Annotated in this window: 17 protein-coding genes; 3 read left to right on the top strand and 14 right to left on the bottom strand. The window is 63.3% G+C overall.

Annotated features, from left to right (window positions below; genetic code table 11):
* From KBA32_RS10960 to KBA32_RS10900, 13 genes are all read right to left on the bottom strand, one after another.
* The coding region (locus tag KBA32_RS10960) for an efflux RND transporter periplasmic adaptor subunit (RefSeq protein WP_294358819.1) at positions 1 to 1,508 on the bottom strand (1,508 nt) is incomplete at its 3' end.
* Positions 1,505 to 2,773 carry a TolC family protein gene (locus tag KBA32_RS10955; protein WP_294358816.1) on the bottom strand — a complete coding sequence of 423 codons (1,269 nt, stop codon included), beginning with the start codon at positions 2,771 to 2,773 and terminating at the stop codon, positions 1,505 to 1,507. The genes KBA32_RS10955 and KBA32_RS10960, both read right to left, overlap by 4 nt.
* A gap of 54 nt (positions 2,774 to 2,827) precedes the next feature.
* The gene (locus KBA32_RS10950; RefSeq protein ID WP_294358814.1) at positions 2,828 to 3,190 is read right to left on the bottom strand and encodes a copper-binding protein; all 363 of its coding nucleotides are present in this window, start codon (positions 3,188 to 3,190) and stop codon (positions 2,828 to 2,830) included.
* A gap of 28 nt (positions 3,191 to 3,218) precedes the next feature.
* Positions 3,219 to 3,656, bottom strand: coding sequence for a DUF411 domain-containing protein (locus tag KBA32_RS10945; RefSeq protein ID WP_294358812.1), 438 nt, complete (start codon positions 3,654 to 3,656; stop codon positions 3,219 to 3,221).
* Between the two features lie 264 nt (positions 3,657 to 3,920).
* Positions 3,921 to 5,348, bottom strand: a complete 1,428-nt coding sequence (locus KBA32_RS10940) for a heavy metal sensor histidine kinase (protein WP_294358809.1) — start codon at positions 5,346 to 5,348, stop codon at positions 3,921 to 3,923.
* Positions 5,345 to 6,022 carry a heavy metal response regulator transcription factor gene (locus KBA32_RS10935; RefSeq protein ID WP_294358806.1) on the bottom strand — a complete coding sequence of 226 codons (678 nt, stop codon included), beginning with the start codon at positions 6,020 to 6,022 and terminating at the stop codon, positions 5,345 to 5,347. The genes KBA32_RS10940 and KBA32_RS10935 overlap by 4 nt, the downstream gene beginning before the upstream one ends.
* A gap of 73 nt (positions 6,023 to 6,095) precedes the next feature.
* Positions 6,096 to 6,641, bottom strand: coding sequence for an ACT domain-containing protein (locus KBA32_RS10930; RefSeq protein WP_294358804.1), 546 nt, complete (start codon positions 6,639 to 6,641; stop codon positions 6,096 to 6,098).
* Positions 6,642 to 6,706: 65 nt separating this feature from the next.
* A complete protein-coding gene (locus KBA32_RS10925; protein WP_294358802.1) occupies positions 6,707 to 6,982 on the bottom strand; it encodes a biotin/lipoyl-containing protein in 276 nt (91 codons plus the stop codon).
* Complete coding sequence (locus KBA32_RS10920; RefSeq protein WP_294358799.1) at positions 6,979 to 7,122, bottom strand: hypothetical protein; 144 nt, start codon at positions 7,120 to 7,122, stop codon at positions 6,979 to 6,981. The genes KBA32_RS10925 and KBA32_RS10920 overlap by 4 nt, the downstream gene beginning before the upstream one ends.
* A 221-nt stretch (positions 7,123 to 7,343) precedes the next feature.
* Positions 7,344 to 8,576, bottom strand: coding sequence for a DUF1015 family protein (locus KBA32_RS10915; protein ID WP_294358797.1), 1,233 nt, complete (start codon positions 8,574 to 8,576; stop codon positions 7,344 to 7,346).
* 60 nt (positions 8,577 to 8,636) lie between these two features.
* On the bottom strand, positions 8,637 to 9,737 hold the full coding sequence (locus KBA32_RS10910) for a 3-deoxy-7-phosphoheptulonate synthase (protein ID WP_294358795.1): 1,101 nt from the start codon (positions 9,735 to 9,737) through the stop codon (positions 8,637 to 8,639).
* Positions 9,734 to 13,168, bottom strand: a complete 3,435-nt coding sequence (mfd, locus tag KBA32_RS10905) for a transcription-repair coupling factor (protein WP_294358824.1) — start codon at positions 13,166 to 13,168, stop codon at positions 9,734 to 9,736. The genes KBA32_RS10910 and mfd overlap by 4 nt, the downstream gene beginning before the upstream one ends.
* Positions 13,169 to 13,300: 132 nt before the next feature.
* Positions 13,301 to 15,862: a diguanylate cyclase gene (locus KBA32_RS10900; protein WP_294358792.1), complete on the bottom strand. Its 2,562-nt coding sequence runs from the start codon at positions 15,860 to 15,862 to the stop codon at positions 13,301 to 13,303.
* A gap of 181 nt (positions 15,863 to 16,043) precedes the next feature.
* Between KBA32_RS10900 and KBA32_RS10895 the strand changes: the two genes are divergently transcribed.
* Positions 16,044 to 18,479: a serine/threonine protein kinase gene (locus KBA32_RS10895; RefSeq protein WP_294358790.1), complete on the top strand. Its 2,436-nt coding sequence runs from the start codon at positions 16,044 to 16,046 to the stop codon at positions 18,477 to 18,479.
* 64 nt (positions 18,480 to 18,543) lie between these two features.
* On the opposite strand, the gene KBA32_RS10890 is transcribed toward KBA32_RS10895, so the two are convergent.
* A complete protein-coding gene (locus KBA32_RS10890; RefSeq protein ID WP_294358787.1) occupies positions 18,544 to 19,338 on the bottom strand; it encodes an outer membrane protein assembly factor BamD in 795 nt (264 codons plus the stop codon).
* 1 nt (position 19,339) lies between these two features.
* On the opposite strand from KBA32_RS10890, the gene rluD reads away from it, so the two are divergent.
* Together rluD and pgeF are read left to right on the top strand one after the other, a co-directional pair.
* Positions 19,340 to 20,485, top strand: coding sequence for a 23S rRNA pseudouridine(1911/1915/1917) synthase RluD (gene rluD / locus KBA32_RS10885; protein WP_294358785.1), 1,146 nt, complete (start codon positions 19,340 to 19,342; stop codon positions 20,483 to 20,485).
* Positions 20,469 to 21,239, top strand: a complete 771-nt coding sequence (gene pgeF, locus KBA32_RS10880; RefSeq protein ID WP_294358822.1) for a peptidoglycan editing factor PgeF — start codon at positions 20,469 to 20,471, stop codon at positions 21,237 to 21,239. Before rluD ends, pgeF begins: the two co-directional genes overlap by 17 nt.
* Positions 21,240 to 21,390 lie beyond the last annotated feature (151 nt).

Genomic DNA, 21,390 nt, shown 5'->3' with positions numbered 1-21,390 from the left:
TCGAAGTCGATGCGCGCGCCGGGCTTCAATCCGTTCAGCAAGGCTTCGTTGGCGACCTTGAACTCCATGGTCATGCCCGGCCACTTCAGGCTTTCGATCGGGCCGTGTTCGATGCTGACGCTCCCGGTCTTCGCGTCGTACTCGTCGATGCGGCCGCTGGCGCGGTGTCCCACCGTCCTGGCAGCGTTTGGCTTCGCATCGGGCGGGCTGAAGCCGCTGATCGCCGCCTTGAGGTTACTTTCCGCGTCGATCAGGAAGTTCGCCGCGACGACCACCTGCTCGCCGTCCTTGACGCCTTCCATGACCTCGATGGCGGCGTCGCTGCGCGCGCCAAGCTTGACTTCACGCGGCTCGAAGCGGCCTTCGCCCTTCTGCACGAGGACGATCTGGCGCGTGCCGCTGTCGATCACCGCAGATGTCGGCACGGTGACCACGCTGCCCTTGGCGGCGACTGGCAATTCCACCTGCGCAAACATCGCCGGCTTCAGCAGCAGGCCCGGATTGGCGAGTTCGACCCGCACCGGAACCGTCCGCGTGTCGGCATTGAGCGTCGGGTAGACGTAGCTGACCTTGCCTTCGAAGGTCTTGTCCGGATACGCGTTGATGCGTACCGTTGCCGTCGCGCCCGGTTCGACGAGGCCGATGTCCTGTTCGAAGACGTCGGCGACGACCCAGACCGACGACAGGTCGGCAACCTGGTAAAGCTCTTCGCCCGGCATGAAGCGCATGCCTTGCAGGGCTTTCTTTTCGGTGACCACGCCCGAGACCGGCGAGGCGAAGGTGAAGGTGCGCTTCACCTGGCCGGACTTCGCCAGCGCCTTGACCTGAGCGGCCGACATGTCCCAGTTCCTGAGCCGCAGGAGGCTCGACTCGGCAAGCTGCTTCATTCCGGCCTGCGTGTTGCCGCCGGCGTCCTTGAGCGCTTCGACACCTTGCGCGGCGATTGCGTACTCGCGCTGTGCGGCGACGAGTTCCGGGCTGTAGACCTCGAATAGCGCCTGCCCCTTGGCGACCGGCTGGCCGGTGACGTTGACGTGCAGACGCTCGATATAGCCCTCGAATTTGGGCGAGATGGCAAAGATTCGCCGTTCGTCGGGCTCGATGCGGCCGGCGGCGCGGGCGATCTTGTCCAGGCTGCGCAGTTGGGCGGCCTCGGTGCGCACACCCAGCTTCTGGACCTTTTCCGTGCTGATCCTGACCTGGCCGGCCGCGGCCGGCTCACTGGCGTCGCCACCGTCTTCCTCGCCTTCATGGACGGCGATGTAGTCCATGCCCATCGGGTCCTTCTTGGGCGTCGGCGAGGTGTCGGGCAGGCCCATCGGGTTGCGGTAGTAGAGCAGCTTGCGTTCCTTCCTGGCGGCTTCGCCCGCCGATGCGGTCGTACCCGTCGCCGTAACCACTCCTCCCGCCGGCTGCGTGGCGCTCCCTTTGCCACCCAGCCAATAGCCGCCGCCACCGGCGACCAGCGCCACGATGATGCCGGCCGTCAGTCCTGCGCCGTTTTTCACAATTCTTCTCCCAGGAGTTTTTCGATTTCGGCGACACGCACCTGCGCTTCCGCCTGCGCCTTGATCTGGCTGAGTTTGGCTTTGCGTATCTGTTGTTGCGCTTCGAGCAGCATGGCGAAATCGGCCTTGCCGCTCTCATAGCTGGCCAGCGCGGAGCGGAAGGTCATCTCGGCCTGTGGCAGCAAGGTTGTCGCGACGAGCTGTTCCTGCTGTCGTGCGGCTTCGATCGCCGAGAGGTTTTCCGCGAGTTCGCCGAGCAGATCGTTGGCTGTCGCTTCCTTGCGCGAGCGCGCGGCGGCGAGCATGGACTCGGATTCGCGTTCCATCGCGCGCCGTGACGACTGCTGCAGCGGAATGTTGAACTCGACCATGAGCTCCCATTCCTTGACCGAATTCTCGAACTGCACCGGCGTCACGCCGACCATGAAGTCGGGGTAGCGCTCCTTGTAGGCCAGGTCGCGTTTCTTTTCGGCGCTGCGGATGCCGGCATCGTCAGAGAAGAGGCGCGGGTTGCGGCTGCGCACGCGTTCTTCCAGCGTGGCGAAATCGAGCCTGGCCGGCGCCGGGATCGGCTTCAGCGCCTCCGGCATGGCGAGCGGCGCGTTGGCGGGGCGCGCGAGCAGGGTGTTGATGCGCGTCCTGATCATGCGTGCTTCGTTGTCGAGCATGATCAGGTCGTTCTTCATGCCGGTCTGTTCAATCTGCGCGCGGATGACGTCCTGCTGCATCGCCAGCCCGCCGGCGTAGCGTGCCTGCGCTGTCTTCTCGAGGCGTGCCATGAGGTCGAGGATTTCGCGGCTGATCGTTTCGTTACGGCCGATCAGGTAGAGCTGGGCGTGTGCGCTCTTCAACCGGGCGGCGATCTCGGACCAGGCGCCGCGGGCTTTCCCCTGCGCGCTGTCGGCTTCGATCTCGGCGATTTCGCGCTTGAGGTCGCGCTTGCCGTACCAGGGAATCTCCTGCGAGAGCGTGTACTTGGTGCTGCCGACCCGGCTCGGGTTGAGCGTCGGTGACTGCTCGCCCATCCGGGTGATGTCCATCAACTCGATCTTCAATCTCGGGTCGGCGAGCGCGCCGGCCGGCGTCACACGTTCGCCCGCCGCGTCGGCTTCGTGGCGCATCGAGGCGTACTCCGGATTGTTGTCTCTGGCGTAGTCGAGCAGGCTGTCGACCGTCCCTCCGATGGTGGCCTCCTCGGCTAGCACCGGGCCAGTAAGGCACAGCGCAAGGATCAGAGCACACGCCGGGGTAATTTTTCTTCGCATGGTTTCTCCCAAGTGGGGGCGGATGTCAGTTGCAGCGGCCGGCTTCGGAGGTCCTTACCTGGCCGGCTCGAACTTGATCACGGTCATGACGCCGCCTGCGTTGTCGGCGGCGAAGCGGATCTTGTCGCCGTTCTTCATCTGGTCGAGCCAGGCCGCGTCTTTCACGCGGAACGCCATCGTCATCGGCATGTTCATGCCGAGATTGGTCAGCGGGCCGTGCGCGAGGGTGACCTTGCCGGCCGCCTTGTCGATCTTCTTGACCGTGCCTTCGACCACAGTCGCGTCGGCCGGCGCATGCGACTGCATCTTCATGTCGGAGGGCATGGCACCGTGGCCGTCATGGCCGTCGGCGGCGATGGCGGGGATGGAAAGCGTGGAGACGAGGGCGATCAGGGTGGCGGCGAGGGCAGTTTTCATCGGGTTCTCCAGGCTGGATTTGCAGCGGTCAGTGTTTGGCAAACACGCGGGTGCTGCCGTCGGTCTGCACGAGCAGCGTTTCGTAGGGCGGCGAATCGGGAATGTCCATCCCCGGCGCGCCAGCGGGCATTGCCGGGACCGCAAGGCCGATTGCCTTCGGCTTTTCCTTCAGCAGGCGTTGGATGTCTTGCGCCGGCACGTGCCCTTCGACGACGTAATCGCCGACCGTGGACGTATGGCACGAACCGAGTATGTCCGGCATGCCGAGCTTCTTGCGTGCGGCCGGCACGTCTTCGACGACATGCGCGTCGACCTTGAAACCGTTCTTCTGCATGTGGTCAATCCAGCGACCGCAGCATTCGCAGGAAGGACTCTTGTAGACCTCGACTCTGGTGGCGGTTTGCGCCCAGACGGAGGCGGAGCCGAGTACGGCAACAAGAACGAAGGCGGGGGTATTCAGGCGCATGGCGTGGTGGTCCTCGGGTGATCGAATGACCCGAGTCTAGCCACGCCATCCCAACAGGAAGCTGACGGAAAAATTACATTTCTGTCAGGAAAAAAGCTCAGCTCTTCACCGCAAAGGCGCGAAGGCGCAAAGGTTCGCAAAGAAAACCGAAGGGCTACGCGAGTAATTCCTGTTCCCCGAAATGATCGGCCGTTGATTGACCACGTGCCGTCAACGCCATATTCACTTTGCGATCTTTGCGCCTCTGCGTTGAGGTTTTAAGGGTCAGTTTTTGTGCGCCGCCGTTTCCGATTCCGGCAGCGGGTGCGGGAAGGTCAGGGCGAAGACGGTACCGGCAGCATCGGAGCGCACGTCCGCCTCGCCGCCGTGCGCGCGCATGATCGAGCGGGTGATCGCCAGCCCGAGGCCGACGCCATCGGAAAAGCGCTGGCGCGAACCGTCGACGCGGTAGAAGCGGTCGAACAGGCGTGGCAGGTGCTCGGCGGGGATCGGCTTGCCGGGATTCGCTACGGTGAGGCTGACGGCCGCCGAGTCCTCCTCGACGACGACGGCGATGCTCATTCCCTCGGATGTATAGCGCAGGGCGTTGGAGATCACGTTGCTGATCGCCCGCCGCAGCATCAGCCGATCACCGGAGACGACGCCGGCGCCGGAAGATTTCAGGATGATCGACTTCTCTTCGGCCAGCGCTTCGTAGAACTCGAAGACGCCCTTGACCTCATCGACCAGATCCACGTCTTCCGGATGCGGAACGATCAACTGATTGTCCGATTTGGCGAGGAAGAGCATGTCGGAAATCATGCGCGACAGGCGTTCGAACTCCTCGCTGTTGGACGCCAGGATGTCGCGGTATTCGTCCGGACTGCGTGCCTTCGAAAGCGTGACCTGCGTCTGCGTCAGCAGGTTGCTGACCGGCGTGCGCAGTTCGTGCGCGATGTCGGACGAGAAGTCGGACAACTGCGCGAACGAGGTTTCCAGCCGCGTGAGCATCGCGTTCAGCGTTTCGACGAGGCTGACCAGCTCGACCGGCACGGCGTCGGCCGGAATCCGGGTATGCAGGCGATGCGCGGTGATGTCGGCCGCCTTGCGCTTGATCTCCTGAAGCGGTTTCAGCCCGCGCCGCGCGACGACCCAGCCGAGAAAACCGGTGCTCAGCGCGGCCATGACGACGAACCGCCAGAGCGTCGTGCGGAACGACTGATTGAAGTGCTCGTGCTGCGAAATATCGATGGCGATGGCGATGATCGCCGGCGGTGCGCCGGGGATGGCCGTCGATACCTCGGTGGAGATGCCGCGGAAAGGAATACCGGTCTTCGTCTCCCAAGCGATGGGGTGTCCGGCGCTAATCTGCTTGCGGCGGTCGAGCAAGGTCTGAGGGAAGTCGGCGCCACGCGTGGCGTAAAGGATCTGCCCGTCAGGCGCAACGACGACGACGGCGAGACCGAGGTGGCCGATCAGCGAGTCGTCGAGTTGTTGCGGCAGCGCGTCGAGGTCGGCCGGTGAAGCAATCTTCGCCACTGCACGCCGGGTTAGTTGCATCTTGCCGTTGATGACCTCCATGTCCTGATCCTCGAAGTGACGCTCGACCGAGCCGCCAATCAGGAAACCGAGCAGGAGGAGGATTGCCGTCGAAGCCGAGGCGAAGAGCAGGGTCAGGCGGAAGGTAATCGACTTGCGCCCGCCGAGGATCATTCCGGAACTTCCAGCACGTAACCCATGCCGCGCACGGTACGGATCAGCTTCGGCTCGAAGCCGTCGTCCACTTTCGCGCGCAGGCGCTTCACGGCCACTTCGATGACGTTGGTGTCGCTGTCGAAGTTCATGTCCCACACCTGCGAGGCGATCAGCGAGCGCGGCAGGACTTCGCCCTGGCGGCGCAGCAGCAGTTCGAGCAGCGCGAACTCCTTGGCCGTGAGGTCGATGCGTTTGCCGGCACGCGTCACGCGCCGGCGCATCAGGTCGAGATCGAGATCGGCGGCGCGCAGCGTTTCCGCCTCCTTGCCCTTGGCGCCGCGGCGCAGCAGCGTGCGTACGCGCGCGAGCAGTTCGGCGAAGGCGAACGGTTTGACGAGATAGTCGTCGGCGCCGAGTTCGAGGCCGCGCACCCGGTCATCGACCTCGTCGCGAGCGGTCAGGAAGAGGACCGGAAGTTCACGACCCGAGTTGCGGATGCCCTTGAGCACCGACCAGCCGTCCATACCCGGCAGCATGACGTCGAGAATCGCCAGATCGTAGGCTTCGCTCAGCGCCGCGTACAGGCCGTCCTCGCCGTTGCGCAAGAGATCGACGATGAAACCCGCTTCCATGAGGCCCTGCCTCAGATAGTCGCCGGTCTTCAGTTCGTCTTCAACGACGAGAATTTTCATGCGTGCGGTCTTTCAGCCGGTGTCGATGGGGCGTCATTTTGCCTTGGTACGTCACCGGCACTTGCACGCCGGCTCAGGTGCGGATCGTCTCGTCGAGTGTGATATCGACCATCAGATCGTTGGAGATCTGCTCCAGATCACTGGTCAGGGCGCGCGTATCGAGGTTCGGCGAGGCAGTGAGGTCGGCCGTTGCATGGAAGAGGATGGCGGCGGACATCGGCGCGCTGGCGGTATGCGTGCTCAAGTCCTCGACGTTGACGGCGTGGCGGGCGAGCACCTGCGAGACTTCGCGCACGATGCCGATGCGGTCGTGGCCGACCAGCGACAGCTTGAGCCGGCGGCCGCTCGGTTGCGCGGCCGGGGCGTCGCCGCTGCCCGCAACCTCTGCCGTGATGCGCAGGCCCGCAAGCGTAGAGAATTCCTTCTTCAGTCCTTCGACGTCCCGCGCGGCGATGGTGACGCAGACGATGCCGGCGAATTTGCCCGACAGGTGCGCCATCGACGATTCCAGCCAGTTGCCGCCGTGCGCGCTGATCGCCGTCGCCAGTTGTTCCACGAGGCCCGGGCGATCATCGCCGATGACGGTGAGGACGAGGGAGGTGTTCTGGCTGGCGTTCATGGCGGGCTCCTGTCTGATGGGGGGGGCGGAAGTGGGGTGTTGCTGGCGATTGTAACCCCGCGCTTTTACGTCTGTTCTACTTCGAGCGTGAGGATCAGCTGTCGTTCGACGACTTCGTCGCCGGCCGCGACGAACAGCTCGACGACCGTCCCGGTGTGCGGCGAGGGGATATCGAGCGCGACCTTGCCCGTTTCCAGAACGATGATCGTATCGTCCCGATCGACGTGATCGCCGGGTAAAACGCGCACGTCATCGATCGAGAGAATGCCGCTGCCGCAGTTGCCGCAGCTCGACCAGCATTCCGGGTATTTGGGAATCAGGACTTCGACGATTTTGCTCATAGTTGTTCTGCCTGGGCAAAGATGAAGAAGGCGTCGATCACGCTGGCCTTGTCGCCAATCTGGTCCAGATCGGTCTGATTGATGAAGTCGACCAGCAGGCCTTCCTTGGTGCGGTTGCCGAGGCTGGCGCGAATAACCAAAAGGGGTGAACCAAAGGGGTCAGAGACAATTGCATTTTGAACTGATGAGCTAACAGGCCTGATCCGCGCTCAGAGTCTGTGAAAAAACTCGAAATCCACCGCAGAGGCACGGAGGCGCAGAGGTAACGCAGAGGAAGAACACGGTTTCCGAGGGTTTTCTCTGCGCAAACTCTGCGTCTCTGTGACTCTGTGGAGGTGTTTCGGCATTTATTTACAACCTCTCAGTCGAGCACGTGCGAGGCGAGGCCGTCGGCGAGTTTCGGCTCGAACCAGGTCGACTTCGGCGGCATCACTTCGCCGGCGTCGGCGACCGACATCAGCTCGGAGAGTTGCGTCGGGTGCATGGCGAAGGCGACGGCCATCTCGCCGCTATTCACGCGCCGTTCCAGCTCGGGCAATCCGCGGATGCCGCCGACGAAGTCGATGCGCGTGTCGCGGCGCAGGTCGGCGATGCCGAGGATCGGGCCGAGCAGCTGTTCCGAGAGTACGGAAACGTCGAGCCGGCGCACCGGGTCGGCAACCGGGACGAGGTCCGGATGGATCGCGAGGTGATACCAGCGGTCGTCGAGGTACATGCCGCAGACGCCGGTGCGCTCGGGATGCACGGGCTGGTCCGACGGCGTGACCGTGTAGCGCTCGCCGACGGCCTTGAGGAAGGACTCGAGCGAATGGCCGTTGAGGTCGCGCACGACGCGGTTGTAGTCAAAGATGCGCATCTGGCGTGCCGGGAAGATGACGGCGAGGAAGTACTCGGCCGACTCCGAGGCGCCGATGCCGCGCCGCGCAGCGGCGACGCGCGAGGCGGCGGCGGAACGGTGGTGGCCATCCGCGATATAGAGGTTGGGCATCGCGCCGACCACCGCGCTGATGCGGGCGATCGTCGCCTCGTCGTCGATCAGCCAGACGGTGTGCTTGATGCCGTCGTCGGCGGTCAGGTCGGCGATCGGCGTGCCGGCGGTGGCCGCGGCGATCAACTGCTCGGCCTCGTCGCTGTCCGGGTGGGCGAGCAGGACCGGGCCGGTCTGGGCGTTGAGCGCCTCGATCTGGCGGACGCGGTCGTCTTCCTTGTCCGGACGCGTGAACTCATGCTTGCGGATGCGGTTGCTGTCGTAGTCGGCGACCGAGGCGGCGGCGATCAGGCCCGTCTGCGTGTGCTCGCCCATGATCAGGCGGTAGGCGTAGTAGCACGGCTTCGCGTCGCGGATCAGGATGCCGTCGGCGATCAGTTTATTGAGATTGTCGGCCGATTTGGCATAGACCTCGGGCGAGTAATGATCGACATCCAGCGGCAGGTCGATCTCGGCCTTCGAGATGTGCAGGAACGAATGCGGCTTGCCGGCGGCGCGCACGCGCGCTTCGTCGCTGGACAGCACGTCATAGGGGGGCGCCGCGACGGCGGCGGCGTGTTCGGTGCGCGGGTGCAGGGCCGTGAAGGGGCGAATCAGAGGGCGCATCGGTTGCTTCTCCTTGAATGAATTCTGATCGAATCGGTTGCAGGCGTTGAGTGACTTTGGTTACGACGGCTTGCGCTTGGGCAGCACGTCGCGCAGGACGGCAGCAGCCTCGCGCAGCATCTTTTCGGTGGTCTCCCAGTCGATGCAGGCGTCGGTGATCGAGCAGCCGTACTTCAACTGCGAGCGATCCTCGGGGATCGGCTGGTTGCCGGCGACGAGGTTGGATTCGACCATGACGCCGACGAGCGAACGGTTGCCGAGGCGGATCTGATTGACCACGTCGGACATGACGAGCGGCTGCAGCTCGGCCTTCTTGAAGCTGTTGGCGTGCGAGCAGTCGACGATGATGTTCGCCGGCAGTCTGCCCTTCTCCAGCGCCTGCGCCGCCATTTGCACACTGACCGTGTCGTAGTTCGGGCGGCCTTCGCCGCCGCGCAGCACAAGATGGCCGTAGCGGTTGCCCAGGGTGCGCACGATGGCGGTATGACCCTGGCCGTTGATGCCGAGGAAGCTGTGCGGGCGCGAGGCGGAAACGATGGCGTTGATGGCGATGGCGACGTCGCCGTTGGTGCCGTTCTTGAAGCCGACCGGCGTCGACAGACCGGAGGAAATCTCGCGGTGCGTCTGCGATTCGGTCGTGCGCGCGCCGATCGCCGTCCACGAGATCAGATCGCCGAGGTATTGCGGCGAAATCGGGTCGAGCGCCTCGGTACCGGCCGGCAGGCCGAGCTCGGCGATCTGCAGCAGGAACTCGCGCGCCTTCTTCATGCCCTGATCGACGTGGAAGGAATCGTCGAGGTCCGGGTCGTTGATGTAGCCCTTCCAGCCCGTCGTCGTGCGCGGCTTCTCGAAATACACGCGCATGACGATGCACAGCGTGTCGCCGACTTCGTCGGCCAGCTCTTTCAGGCGGCGGGCGTAGTCCATGCCGGCGACCGGGTCGTGGATCGAGCACGGCCCGACGATGACGAGGAGGCGGTTGTCCTTGTGGTCGAGGATGTTGCGCACCGCTTCGCGCCCGCGCATCACCGTGTTGGCGGAGTGCGGCGAGAGCGGGACGGCAGCGTGGATTTCCTCCGGCGACGGCATCGAGTCGAAGTCGGTGACGTTGACGTTCTCGATGTCGGGCGTGCTGATGTTGGTCTTGTCCGGGTGGTTCATGGTTTGAGTTGCCTTATCAGATCCTTGACGGCGGCGACGCGGTCGGCAAGCGTCGGGCATTGGCGGGAGAGCGAGAGTTTATCTTGTCCGGCCAGCTTGTAGTTCCGGTCCTTCTGGATCAGGTTGATGATGCGGATCGGCTCGATCGGCGGATTCGGTTCGAACTGAACGACGACGCTGGCCCCGGTCGCGTCGAGCTTGACGATGCCGAGCGGCTTGCACAGCAGGCGCAGGCGATGGCTTTCAAGCAGCGACACGGCCTGCTGCGGCATTTCGCCGAAGCGGTCGACGAGCTCCTCCTGCATCGCCGAGAGATCGTCGAGCGAATCGCAGTTGGCGAGCCGCTTGTAGATGCTCAAGCGCTCATGAACGTCGGGCGCGTAGTCGTTGGGCAGGAGCGCCGGCGTATGCAGGTTGATCTCGGTGGCGATGCCCAGGGGTTGCAGCAAGTCCGGCTCCTTGCCTTGCCGCAGCTGGCTGACGGCGCGGTTGAGCATCTCGGTAAAGAGGTTGAAGCCGATCTCCTGCATCGCCCCGGACTGGTTCTCGCCGAGCACTTCACCGGCACCGCGGATCTCCAGGTCATGCATGGCGAGGTAGAAGCCGGCGCCGAGCTCGTCCATCATCTGGATCGCTTCCAGCCGCTGCTTGGCCTGTTTGGTCAGCCCCGACTTGCCGTCGACGTCGATATTCGTCAGCAGATAAGCGTAGGCCTGGTGGTGCGAGCGCCCGACGCGGCCGCGCAGCTGGTGCAGCTGGGCGAGGCCGAACTTGTCGGCGCGGTTGATGACGATGGTGTTGGCGTGCGGGTTGTCGATGCCGGTCTCGATGATCGTCGTACAGAGCAGCAGGTTGGCGCGTTGCTGCGTGAAGTCGCGCATCACGCGCTCCAGCTCGCGCTCGTTCATCTGGCCGTGGCCGACGACGATGCGCGCTTCGGGCAGCAGCTTGGTCAGCTTTTCCCGCATATTTTCGATGGTGTCGACCTCGTTGTGCAGGAAGTACACCTGGCCGCCGCGCTTGAATTCGCGCAGCAGCGCCTCGCGGATGATGCCGTCGGAGAAGCGCGAGACGAAGGTCTTGATCGCCAGCCGCTTTTGCGGCGCGGTGGCGATCACCGAGAAGTCGCGCAAGCCTTCGAGCGACATGCCCAAGGTGCGCGGGATCGGCGTCGCCGTCAGCGTCAGCACGTCGACCTCGGCGCGCAGGGCCTTCAGCGCCTCCTTCTGGCGCACACCGAAGCGGTGTTCTTCGTCGATGACGACGAGGCCGAGGCGCGTGAAGGTGACATCCTTCTGCAACAGCTTGTGCGTGCCGATGACGATGTCGACCTTGCCTTCGGCGAGCTCCTTCAGGGCTTGCGTCGTCTCCTTGGCCGTCTTGAAGCGCGAGAGTTCGACGATTTTCACCGGCCATGAGTGTGAAATCTGCGCAAAACGGTCGCTGAAAGTCTGGAAGTGCTGTTCGCAGAGCAGGGTGGTCGGGCAGAGGACCGCGACCTGCTTGCCGCCGGCTACCGCGCAGAACGCGGCGCGCAGCGCGACCTCGGTCTTGCCGAAGCCGACGTCGCCGCAGACGAGGCGGTCCATCGGCTTGCCGGACTTCATGTCTTCGATCACCGCGTTGATCGCCGCTGCCTGGTCGGGTGTTTCCTCGAAGCCGAAGCCGTCGGCGAACGCGTCGTAGTCGTGTGCCGTGAACTCGAAGGCGTGGCCCGTGCGTGCGGCGCGCTGGGCGTAGAGCGCGAGCAGTTCGGCGGCCGTGTCGCGCGCCTGCATCGCGGCGCGGCGCTTGGCTTTCTCCCACTGCTGCGTGCCAAGCGTGTGCAACGGTGCGGCATCGGGGTCGCTACCCGAATAGCGCGATATGACGTGCAGCTGCGATACCGGCACGTAGAGCTTGGCGTCGCCGGCGTAATGGAGTTCCAGGAACTCCATGTCGCCTTCGCCGAGGTCCATGTGAATGAGGCCTTGATAACGCGCAATACCGTGTTGCTCATGTACGACCGGGTCGCCGACCTTCAGCTCGGTCAGGTCGCGCAGCCAGTTGTCGAGCGACGCCTTGCGCTGCGCGGCGTGGCGGCTGCGGCGCGACGGGCTGCCGGCGTAGAGCTCGGCTTCGGTGATGACGGCGAGCGGTTCGGTCGCGTCGAGGATGAAACCTTCGTGCAGCGGCGCGACGCCGAGCGCCAGGCGGCTCGCGCCAGCCAGAAAACCGGAAAGGTCGGCGCTCGCGTCCGGCTTGAAGCCGTATTCGGCGAAGAGGCCGGAGAGCGTCTCGCGCCGGCCGGCGCTTTCGGCGAGCAGCAGCACGCGGCCGCTGAATGTATCGACGAATGACTTCAGCCGGGCCAGCGGGTCGTCGGTGCGGCGATCGACGGCGATGGCCGGCACGGGCTGCGTCGCACCGTCGTTCCCCTTGACCAGCACGAGTCGCGTGTAGGGCTTGGCGGCGATGAAGAACGACTCTTCGTTGAGGAAGAGTTCGTTCGGAGGCAACAGCGGCCTTGTCTTTTCGCCCGAGAGCATGTCGTAGCGCGTCTGCGCGTCGCGCCAGAAGTCACGGATGGCCTCGGGCACGTCGTTATGCAGGCAGAGCGCGGCGTCTTTCGGCAGGTAATCGAACAGCGTCGCGGTTTCCTCGAAGAACAGCGGCAGCCAGTACTCGATGCCGGCCGAGGCGATGCCCGCCGAAATATCCTTGTAGATGCCCGATTTGGCGGGGTCGCCCTCGAAGACTTCGCGGAAGCGCTGACGGAAGCGCGTGCGCCCCTTGTCGTCGAGCGGAAATTCGCGCGCCGGCAGCAGCCGGATTTCGGGCACCGGATAGAGCGTGCGCTGCGTGTCGACGTCGAAGGTCTTGATGCTCTCGATCTCGTCGTCGAAGAGGTCGAGCCGGTAGGGCAGTTGCGAGCCCATCGGGAAGAGGTCGACGAGGCCGCCGCGGATCGAGTATTCGCCCGGCGAGACGACGTTGGTGACGTTCGTGTAGCCCGCCAGCGTCAGCTGCGCGCGCAAGGCTTCGGCGTCCAGCGTCTCGCCCTTCTTGAAGAAGAAGGTGTAGGCCGCGAGGTAGGCGGGCGGCGTGAAGCGATAGGCCGCCGTCGAGGCCGGCACCAGCAATACGTCGCATTCGCCGCGCGTGATTGCGTAGAGCGTCGCCAGACGCTCGGAGATCAGGTCGTGGTGCGGCGAAAAGCTGTCATAGGGCAACGTTTCCCAGTCCGGCAGCAGGCGCACGCGCAAGCCGGGGGCGAACCACGGGATTTCGTCGAGCAGGCGTTGCGCATCGCCGGCGCTGGCGGTGAGTACGGCGAGCAGCGTCTTGCCGCACGTGGCGAACTGCGCCAGCGCCAAGGCGTCGGACGAACCGGAGAATGTTGGCAATTGCGTGCGTTCGCCGGCCTTGCAAGCGGGCAGGACAAGCGCCAGGTGTGCAGCGGGCGAAGCGTTGAGCGAGGCGGAATCGGTCGGGGAAGAGGGCACGGCGACGGGTCGAGTGGAGCGGAAAAGCCCACTATTATAGTCTCCGAGTGTTGCCGTGACCGATGCCGCGGAGCTTTGCTACTCGGCGACAGTCAGTGTCTCGGCAGCGGTGCAGTCAGCGTCGGCAGGTTCGGCGAAGAGCGGGAAGAATTTCGTATCCTCGCGCAGCATGTGTCCGGCGATGAATTCGGAGAGCATCAAGTCGATCAGTTCTCCGGGCGCGTCGGCGTTGATGTGTACCCGGCGCTGCAGATCGGCTGCCTGGGCGATGATCCGGCGGTGTTCCCGGATGTGTTCGTCGAGACTCGCGTAGCCTTGTTCGGCGAGGATTCGCTCCTCGTCCGAGAAATGCCGGACGGTGTGCTCCAGGAGCGCGTCGAAGGCGCGGAAGAATGGTTCCGAATCGCGGCGCCGGTCGAACGACTTGTCGAGCATCTCGTTGGCCAGTGCGAACAGTTCGCGATGCTGGGCGTCGATTGACGGATGCCCCGAGTTAAACGCAGCCTTCCAGTTGAGGCGAACGAGCGGACGCTGATCGGTGTCGCCGTCGGTTTCTTTCCCTCCGTGGCGGCGCAGTCTATGCACACGATGCTTGCCGGCCTGACCGGTGGATCGCTTGGCGCTATACATCCCCTCGTCGGCATGGCGAAGGAGTTCCTCTTCGTTGTCGCCGTCGTCCGGATAGAGAGCGATGCCGATGCTCGATGAAATGGTCAGCGGCAGGCCTTCGGCGGTGACAAAGGGGCGCTGAAGTTTGTCGCAGATCTTCTCCGCCGTGGCGACGGCATCGTCGACCCGTTGCAGGTCGGTGAGCAGCGCGACGAACTCATCGCCACCGATGCGTGACACCGTGTCCGATTCGCGCAGGCTTTCGAGCAGGCGGCGCGCGACCGACTGCAGCAGCCAGTCGCCGACCTCGTGGCCGTACTGGTCGTTGATCGGCTTGAACTTGTCGAGGTCGATGAAGAGGAGGGCGATCCGGTTCTGCTCGCGCCGGGCGCGCGCGATCTGTTGCGGGATGCGGTCCTGCAAGAGGCGGCGGTTGGGTAGCTGCGTCAAGGCGTCGTAGAAAGCCATCTGGCGGATCGCATCCTCGGTGCGCTTGCGCTCGGTGATGTTGCGTGTCACACCGAGCACCGAGACGACATTGCCCTCGGCGTCGGCGTTCAGGGTCGTTACGACTTCGGTGTGGATGATGTTCCCGTCTTTGTGCGGCTGATCGACCTCGGTAATGCGCGGTTCGTTTGTTCGATCGCCGGCTTGCCAGCGGGCAAGCGATTCGGCGAGGACGGCTTGCGTATGCAGTGCCGATTCCGGCGTCAGCGTGGCGGTCACCGGTTGGCTCATCACCTCTTCGACGGTGAAACCGCGCAACGACTGAACCGACGGACTCACGTAGCTTAAGCGGCCGCTGGCGATATCGAGGATCCAGATGACATCCGCAGTGTTCTCGGCCATGAAGCGGAAGCGCTGCTCGCTCTCGCGCAGCTCCTCTACGGCTGCTTCGCGCGCACTCATCTCGAACTTCATCCGCCGATTGAGGCGCGCCAGAAGGCTGGCGACGACGATCGCGGCGGCACCGATGGCAAGGATCACGCTGAGACCGAGCAGCCACTTGCGCCGTTCCTGCTCGAAGGCGACGCCCGGGTCGCTGGCGTAGAGGAATCCATCGAGTGAAAAGTCGGCGGGGATGATATTCAGCTTGGCGTAGGTGTTGATGATCTGTTGCCAGCGTTCATGATGCATATAGCCGATGGCGACGAGATCGCTGCCGATCAACGGACGCATTTTTGCGGCTTCGTAGAGCAGGAATTCGCGACTGTGCTCGGTCGAGTATTTTCGCAGAATGAGGTCGGCGATTTCCTCGGGATGCTCCATCGCGTAGGTCCAGCCCTTGAGACTTGCCCTGAGGAATGCCTCGACCCGCTCCGGATGCGCTCGCACCTCGGCGGCGGAAGTGAACAGGTTGTCACCATAGAAGTCGATGCCGACCGAGCGTGGCGACAGGACGAGATGCGCGATCTTCGCCTTGTCGATGAAGTAGGGTTCGGTCGTACTGTAACCGCTCATGGCATTGATCATGCCATGGACGAAGTCGTCGTTGCCGAAGGAGTGGGGAACGACCTCGAAGGTTGATTCCGGGACATTCTCGTGACGCAGGTAGGCGATCAGTTCTTCGGAGTGCTTTTCAAGCATCACGCGCTTGCCTTTCAGATCCTGCACCGAGGCGACGCCCGCGTAGATGTTGCCGATGAGGACGAGCGGCGAATGCTGGAAGATCGCCGCCAGGGCAACCACCGGCTTGCCTTCGGCGCGTTCAAGCAGCAGGGCGCTGGTGCCGACGCCGAAATTGGCACGGCCGCTCGTAACCTCGTCGACGACGTCGAGGTTGGGCGCGGCCTCGCGCAGCTCGACCTCCAGCCCTTGATCGCGGTAGTAGCCCTTTTCCAGCGCAGCGTAGTAGCCGGCAAACTGGAACTGGTGGCGCCACTTGAGCTGCAGCGTTACGTGCTCGTCGGGCGCGGCGAGCGCAACCGTCGCCAAAAACATGAAACAGGCACCGAGCAGGATGTGCGTCGCCTTGCCGCCCGGACTCACCAAGGCGCTGCTGGTGTTCCGTTGCTTGCCGATTGTTCTCATGATCTGGGCGCGATGAAGTTTGCCAAGGCTGCCGAACGTCCGTTCCAGTATGAATCATTTTTGCGGAACGCGACACGCATTGTGATTCTTCGATAAGTGCGAACGACTGCGTATTAAACAGTGCGCGAAGTCCTTAGAATGCCGAACGTCGACAATTGGCAATCTCGTTGCAGGGAGTGGCATGGGCAAGAGCATCGGGCGTTTCGAAATCGTCCGCGAATTGGGCCGCGGTGCGCAGAGCGTTGTCTATCTGGCGCGCGATCCGCACTTGCAGCGCGAAGTCGCGATCAAGACGCTGCACTTTTCCCGCCCCGATCCGCAAAAGAACCAGCAGCTGCTTTCGGAAGCGCGCATGGTCAGCCAGCTGAGTCATCCGAATATCGTGCCAATCTTCGAGGCGGGCGAGGAAGGTGGTGACCTTTATCTCGTCTTCGAGTACGTACCGGGCTTGAATCTTGCCGAATACCTGCGGGCAAACGGCCGACTGACGCCGGTGAAGGCGATTTCCATCCTGATCCCCGTTCTCGATGCGATCGCGCACGCGCACGCAGCCGGCATCATTCACCGTGATCTCAAACCGCACAACGTCCTGCTCGACAGCGCGAACATGCCGCGCGTAATGGATTTCGGCATCGCCGCGCGCGTTGAATCGCAGGGCGGTGACGGGGAGGCGTTCATGGGCACGCCGGCGTACATGGCGCCGGAATACATCGAACGGCGGGAATGCACCGAGGCGACCGACGTGTTCGCCGCCGGGCTATTGTTCTACGAGCTGCTGACCGGGCAGCCGGCGGTGCGTGGCGAGAACATCCATGAGGTGATGAACCGGATCGCCAACCAGGATATTCGCCTGCCCAAGAACGACGGCGTCGATATTGACGACGCGCTCGCCAGCATTCTCTACAAGGCGATGGCTCGCGACCCCCAGCAACGCCATACCTCGGTCTCGCAGATGCGCGAGGTGCTCGAAGACTATCTTCAGCCGGATGAGCTGGTCGAATCGTCGGATGCGCGGCAGAGCACGATCGACTTCCTGCTGCGCCGGATGCGCCACAAGAGCGATTTTCCTGCGTTGTCCGAGTCGGTCAGCACGATCAACAAGATCGCCGGATCGGACAAGGAGACGATCTCCAATCTCTCGAACTCGATCCTCAAGGATTTTTCGCTGACCAACAAGATCCTGCGTCTCGTCAATTCGGTCTACTACCGGCAGGCTGGCGGCGGCAGCATCAGCACGATTTCGCGTGCGGTGCTGGTGCTCGGCTTCGACGCGGTGCGCAATATCGCGATTACGGTGATGCTCTTCGAGCACCTGCAAAACAAGAACAACGCCAACCAGCTCAAGGAAGACTTCCTGCGCGCGAACCTGGCGGCGATTCTGGCCAAGGACATTGGCGAGCAGTCGTCTGTACGTGACGTCGAACAGGTGTTCATCTGTTCGATGTTCCACAACCTCGGGCGTTTGTTGAGCCAGTTCTATTTCCCCGACGAGAGCGAGGAAATCAAGCGCACCATGGAGCAAAGACCGTGTACTGAGGACATCGCGGCTGTTCAGGTGCTGGGCTTGACCTTCGAAGAACTCGGCATCGGCATTGCGCGTACCTGGGGTTTCCCCAACCTGATTGTGAACAGCATGCGCAAACTGCCCGCGGGAAACGTACGCAAGGCGAACACGGCCGAGGACCGGATGCGTATCCTCGCGGGATTCTCGAACGAGCTTTGTGCGCTGATTTCCGACGTCGAACCGGAACAGCGTGACAAGGCGCTGCGCAAGGTTGCGGCGCGTTTCGGCGACACGGTTCCGCTCAGCGAGCAGGCGTTGCGCGACACCATGGAGAAGTCGTTCCAGGAAGTCGCCCAGTTCGCTGGAATCATCGGCATCAATCTGAAGAAATCGAACTTCGGACGGCAGCTGCAACGCTGGGGCATGAAGTCGGAGGCACCGGAAACGCCGGAGAGCGCAAAGTCCGGGCTACCACCGCGTGCCGAAAGCGATACCGAAACATCGGCGACCGTACTTTCGGCCGCCGTGCCGGCGGGTGCTCCCGGCAGTCCACTCAGCTCCGATGGCGGCGATGGTGAGGATGCGGTCACCGAGGTCGGCAACAGCGAAGTCATCCTGATGGCCGGCATTCAGGACATCAGCAATACCTTGGTCGAGGACTTCAAGCTCAACGACGTGCTGCGCATCATCCTGGAGACGATGTATCGCGCCAAGGGCTTCAAGCGCGTCATCCTGTGCGTGCGCGACGCGCGCGCGAACACCATGCTCGGCCGCTTCGGCTTCGGGCCGGATGCGTTGGAGATGGCACGCTGCTTCAACTTCTCGCTGGCCTTTACGCCGGATATCTTTCACGCTGCCTTGTCGAAAGGCGTCGATATCCTGATCAGCGACACGAACGATCCGAAAATCGCCGCGCGCATCCCGCCGTGGTACCGCAAAGGGGTCAATGCCGGAACTTTCGTCATTTTTCCGCTCACCATCCGCAACAACCCGGTGGCGATGATCTACGCCGACTGCGATCGCCCCGGCGAAATCGTGATTCCCGAAAAGGAGTTGTCCTTGCTGCGCACGCTCCGGAATCAGGCCGTGCTGGCGATCAAGCAGTCGAGCTGAAAACGACAGAGCCCGCCAAAACACGACTGGCGGGCTCTTCGGTTATTGACAGCGAATCAGCGGCTTACCAGAGCTTCCACCACGGGACTTCGCGCTCCAGACCGCGCGTGTAGTACACGCTGTTCGGGAAGTTCTTGCGCATGATGCGCTCCGAATCGTCGCGCATGTCGCTCATGCCCAGCTGATCGTAGGCCTTGACCATGATGAACAGCGCCTCTTCAGTGGCCGGTGCGTCCGGGTACGTCTTTACAGCGTACTGGGCGCGGTTGATTGCCGCGAGATAGGCGCCGCGCTTCATGTAGTAACGCGCGACGTGGACTTCGAGCGAAACAAGCGCGTTGACCAGATACTTCATGCGCATGACGGCGTCCGGCGTGTACTTGCTGTCCGGGAATTTGTTGACGAGTTCGCGGAAGGCTTCAAAGGACTCACGCGCGCCTTTCGGATCGCGCTCGGTCATGTCCTGTTGGCTGATCTGTCCCAACAAGCCGAGGTCTTCGTTGAAATTCACGAGCCCCTTGAGGTAGTAGACATAGTCGACGTTCGGGTGGTTCGGGTGCAGCTTGATGAAGCGGTCGCAGGCGGCAAGCGCTGAAGCCACCTCCTTGTCCTTCCAGTACGAGTAGGCCATGTCGATCTGCGCCTGCTGGGCAAAACGTCCGTACGGGTAGCGTGACTCCAGTTTTTCGAAGTATTTGACGGCTTTTTCATACGAGCCTTCGTTCATCGCTTCCTTGGCTTCGGTGTAGAGCTTGTTCGCCGACCAGCCGACCGTCTCGTCCTTCACTTCGGGCAACAGACCGCAGCCGCCGAGGAGGGCGGCAAGGAAAAGCGCTGCGATAACCGCTAAACTACGCATGATGAAAATTCCACATAAGAAGACAGTCGTCGATACCGAACTCGGTGTACCGCATGCAACATCGGGAAAGACCACCGACGATGGCAAAAAGAGCGCCGATTATAGCGCAAACGCTTCCCACGCTTTGACCGTTCCGCCCGATTGCGGCGGTCTGCGGCTCGATCAAGCACTCGTCCGCCTGTGGCCGAAACACTCGAGAAACCGGCTGCAGAACTGGATACGAGAAGGCCGTGTCAGCGTCGGCGGCCAGATCGTCAGCGAGCCGAAGCACAAGCTGTGGGGCGGCGAATCGCTGGAACTCGTCGAAGCACCGGACGAACATGTGCTGTCCTCGGCGCCGGAAGCGATCGCGCTCAACATCGTGCATGAGGACGACACCCTGATCGTGCTCGACAAGCCGGCCGGTCTGGTCGTCCATCCGGGCAGCGGCAACTGGAGCGGAACGCTGCTCAACGCCTTGCTCCACCACGAGCCATCGCTTGAAATGGTGCCGCGCGCCGGTATCGTGCATCGCCTGGACAAGGATACGACCGGGCTGATGGTCGTTGCCAAGACGCTCGAAGCGCAGACCGATCTGGTTCGCCAACTACAGGCGAGAACGGTCAAGCGCTATTATCAGGCGCTCGTGCGCGGCGTGCTCGAAGCGGGCGGCACGGTCGATCAGCCGATCGGCCGGCATCCGACGCAGCGGACGAAAATGGCGGTGGTCCGTACCGGCAAGCCGGCGCGCACGCACTACCGCATCGTCGAACGATTCATCGATTGCACGCTGGTCGAATGCGCCCTGGAAACCGGCCGAACGCACCAGATTCGCGTGCACATGACCGCCATCGGGCACCCGCTGGTTGGCGATCCGGTGTATGGCGGCGGCGCAAGCCGCGTGCCCATCGGCCCGGAGTTTCCACGCCAGGCGCTGCACGCGCGCCGGCTTGGCCTGATTCATCCGGCGACCGGCAAACCGATGCTCTGGAAATCGAACATGCCGGACGACATGGCCGAACTCATCGAAACAGCGCGCACACTCGCGTTCGAAGCGCGCGCACTGGCCGAGGAGTCGGACGACGACTGGGATGAAGACTTCGCCGACGGCCCCGAGATCATCTACGCCTACGGTGACGGCAGCGAAGACGATGACGACATCGACTGAGGCGGCTTCGGAACCTTTTATTACTCCCGACTGGCCGGCGCCTGCCAATGTCCGCGCACTGATCACCACGCGCCGGGGCGGAGTGAGCCGTGGCGTCTATGCCAGCCTGAATCTGGGCGATCACGTCAATGACGACCCGCTCGCCGTGGCGAAAAACCGGGCGCTGGTCTCGCACCGGATCGGCGCCCGCCCGCTGTGGCTCAAGCAGGTGCACGGTACGCACGTTGTCGAGGCCGACAATTGTCTGGAGGCAGACCCGAATGGAGCACTCGAGGCCGATGCCTCGTTTACGCACCGGACCGGTGTGGCCTGCGCGGTGATGACCGCCGACTGCCTGCCGGTCCTGTTCTGCGATCGGGCCGGGACGGTCGTCGGCGCGGCTCACGCCGGCTGGCGCGGGCTGCTCGACGGCGTCCTGGAGGCAACAATGGGCGCCATGGGCGTTCCGGAGAATGAACTCATGGCCTACCTCGGTCCGGCGATCGGCCCGCAGGCATTTGAAGTTGGCGATGAGGTTCGCGCCGCGTTCGTCGCGTGGTCGCGTAATGCCGAGGATGCGTTCCATCCGGGAAATCCCGGCAAGTGGTTGGCCAATCTTTACCTGCTAGCCCGGCAGCGCCTGTCGGCTCGGGGTGTCGCGCAGATCGACGGCGGCGATTGTTGCACCGTTACCGACGCTGAGCGGTTCTTCTCGTATCGGCGCGACGGTCAGACCGGGCGGATGGCTTCGCTCATCTGGCTCGATCAGGCTTGATCAGGCTTGATACGGAGGCAACATCTCACCAAAGGACGTTGACCGTCTGTGCGACATTTTCCGAAACGTCGAAGCGTTTCTGCGCATTGCGCCCTTCATAGTCGGCGTTGATCGAGTACGTGCCCGGCGGCAGCTGAAGCAGCACGAGCGG

The organism is Propionivibrio sp. (assembly GCF_017995515.1).
In the GTDB taxonomy this organism is placed as follows: Bacteria; Pseudomonadota; Gammaproteobacteria; order Burkholderiales; family Rhodocyclaceae; genus Propionivibrio.
This window is presented reverse-complemented; position numbering and strand designations above follow the sequence as displayed.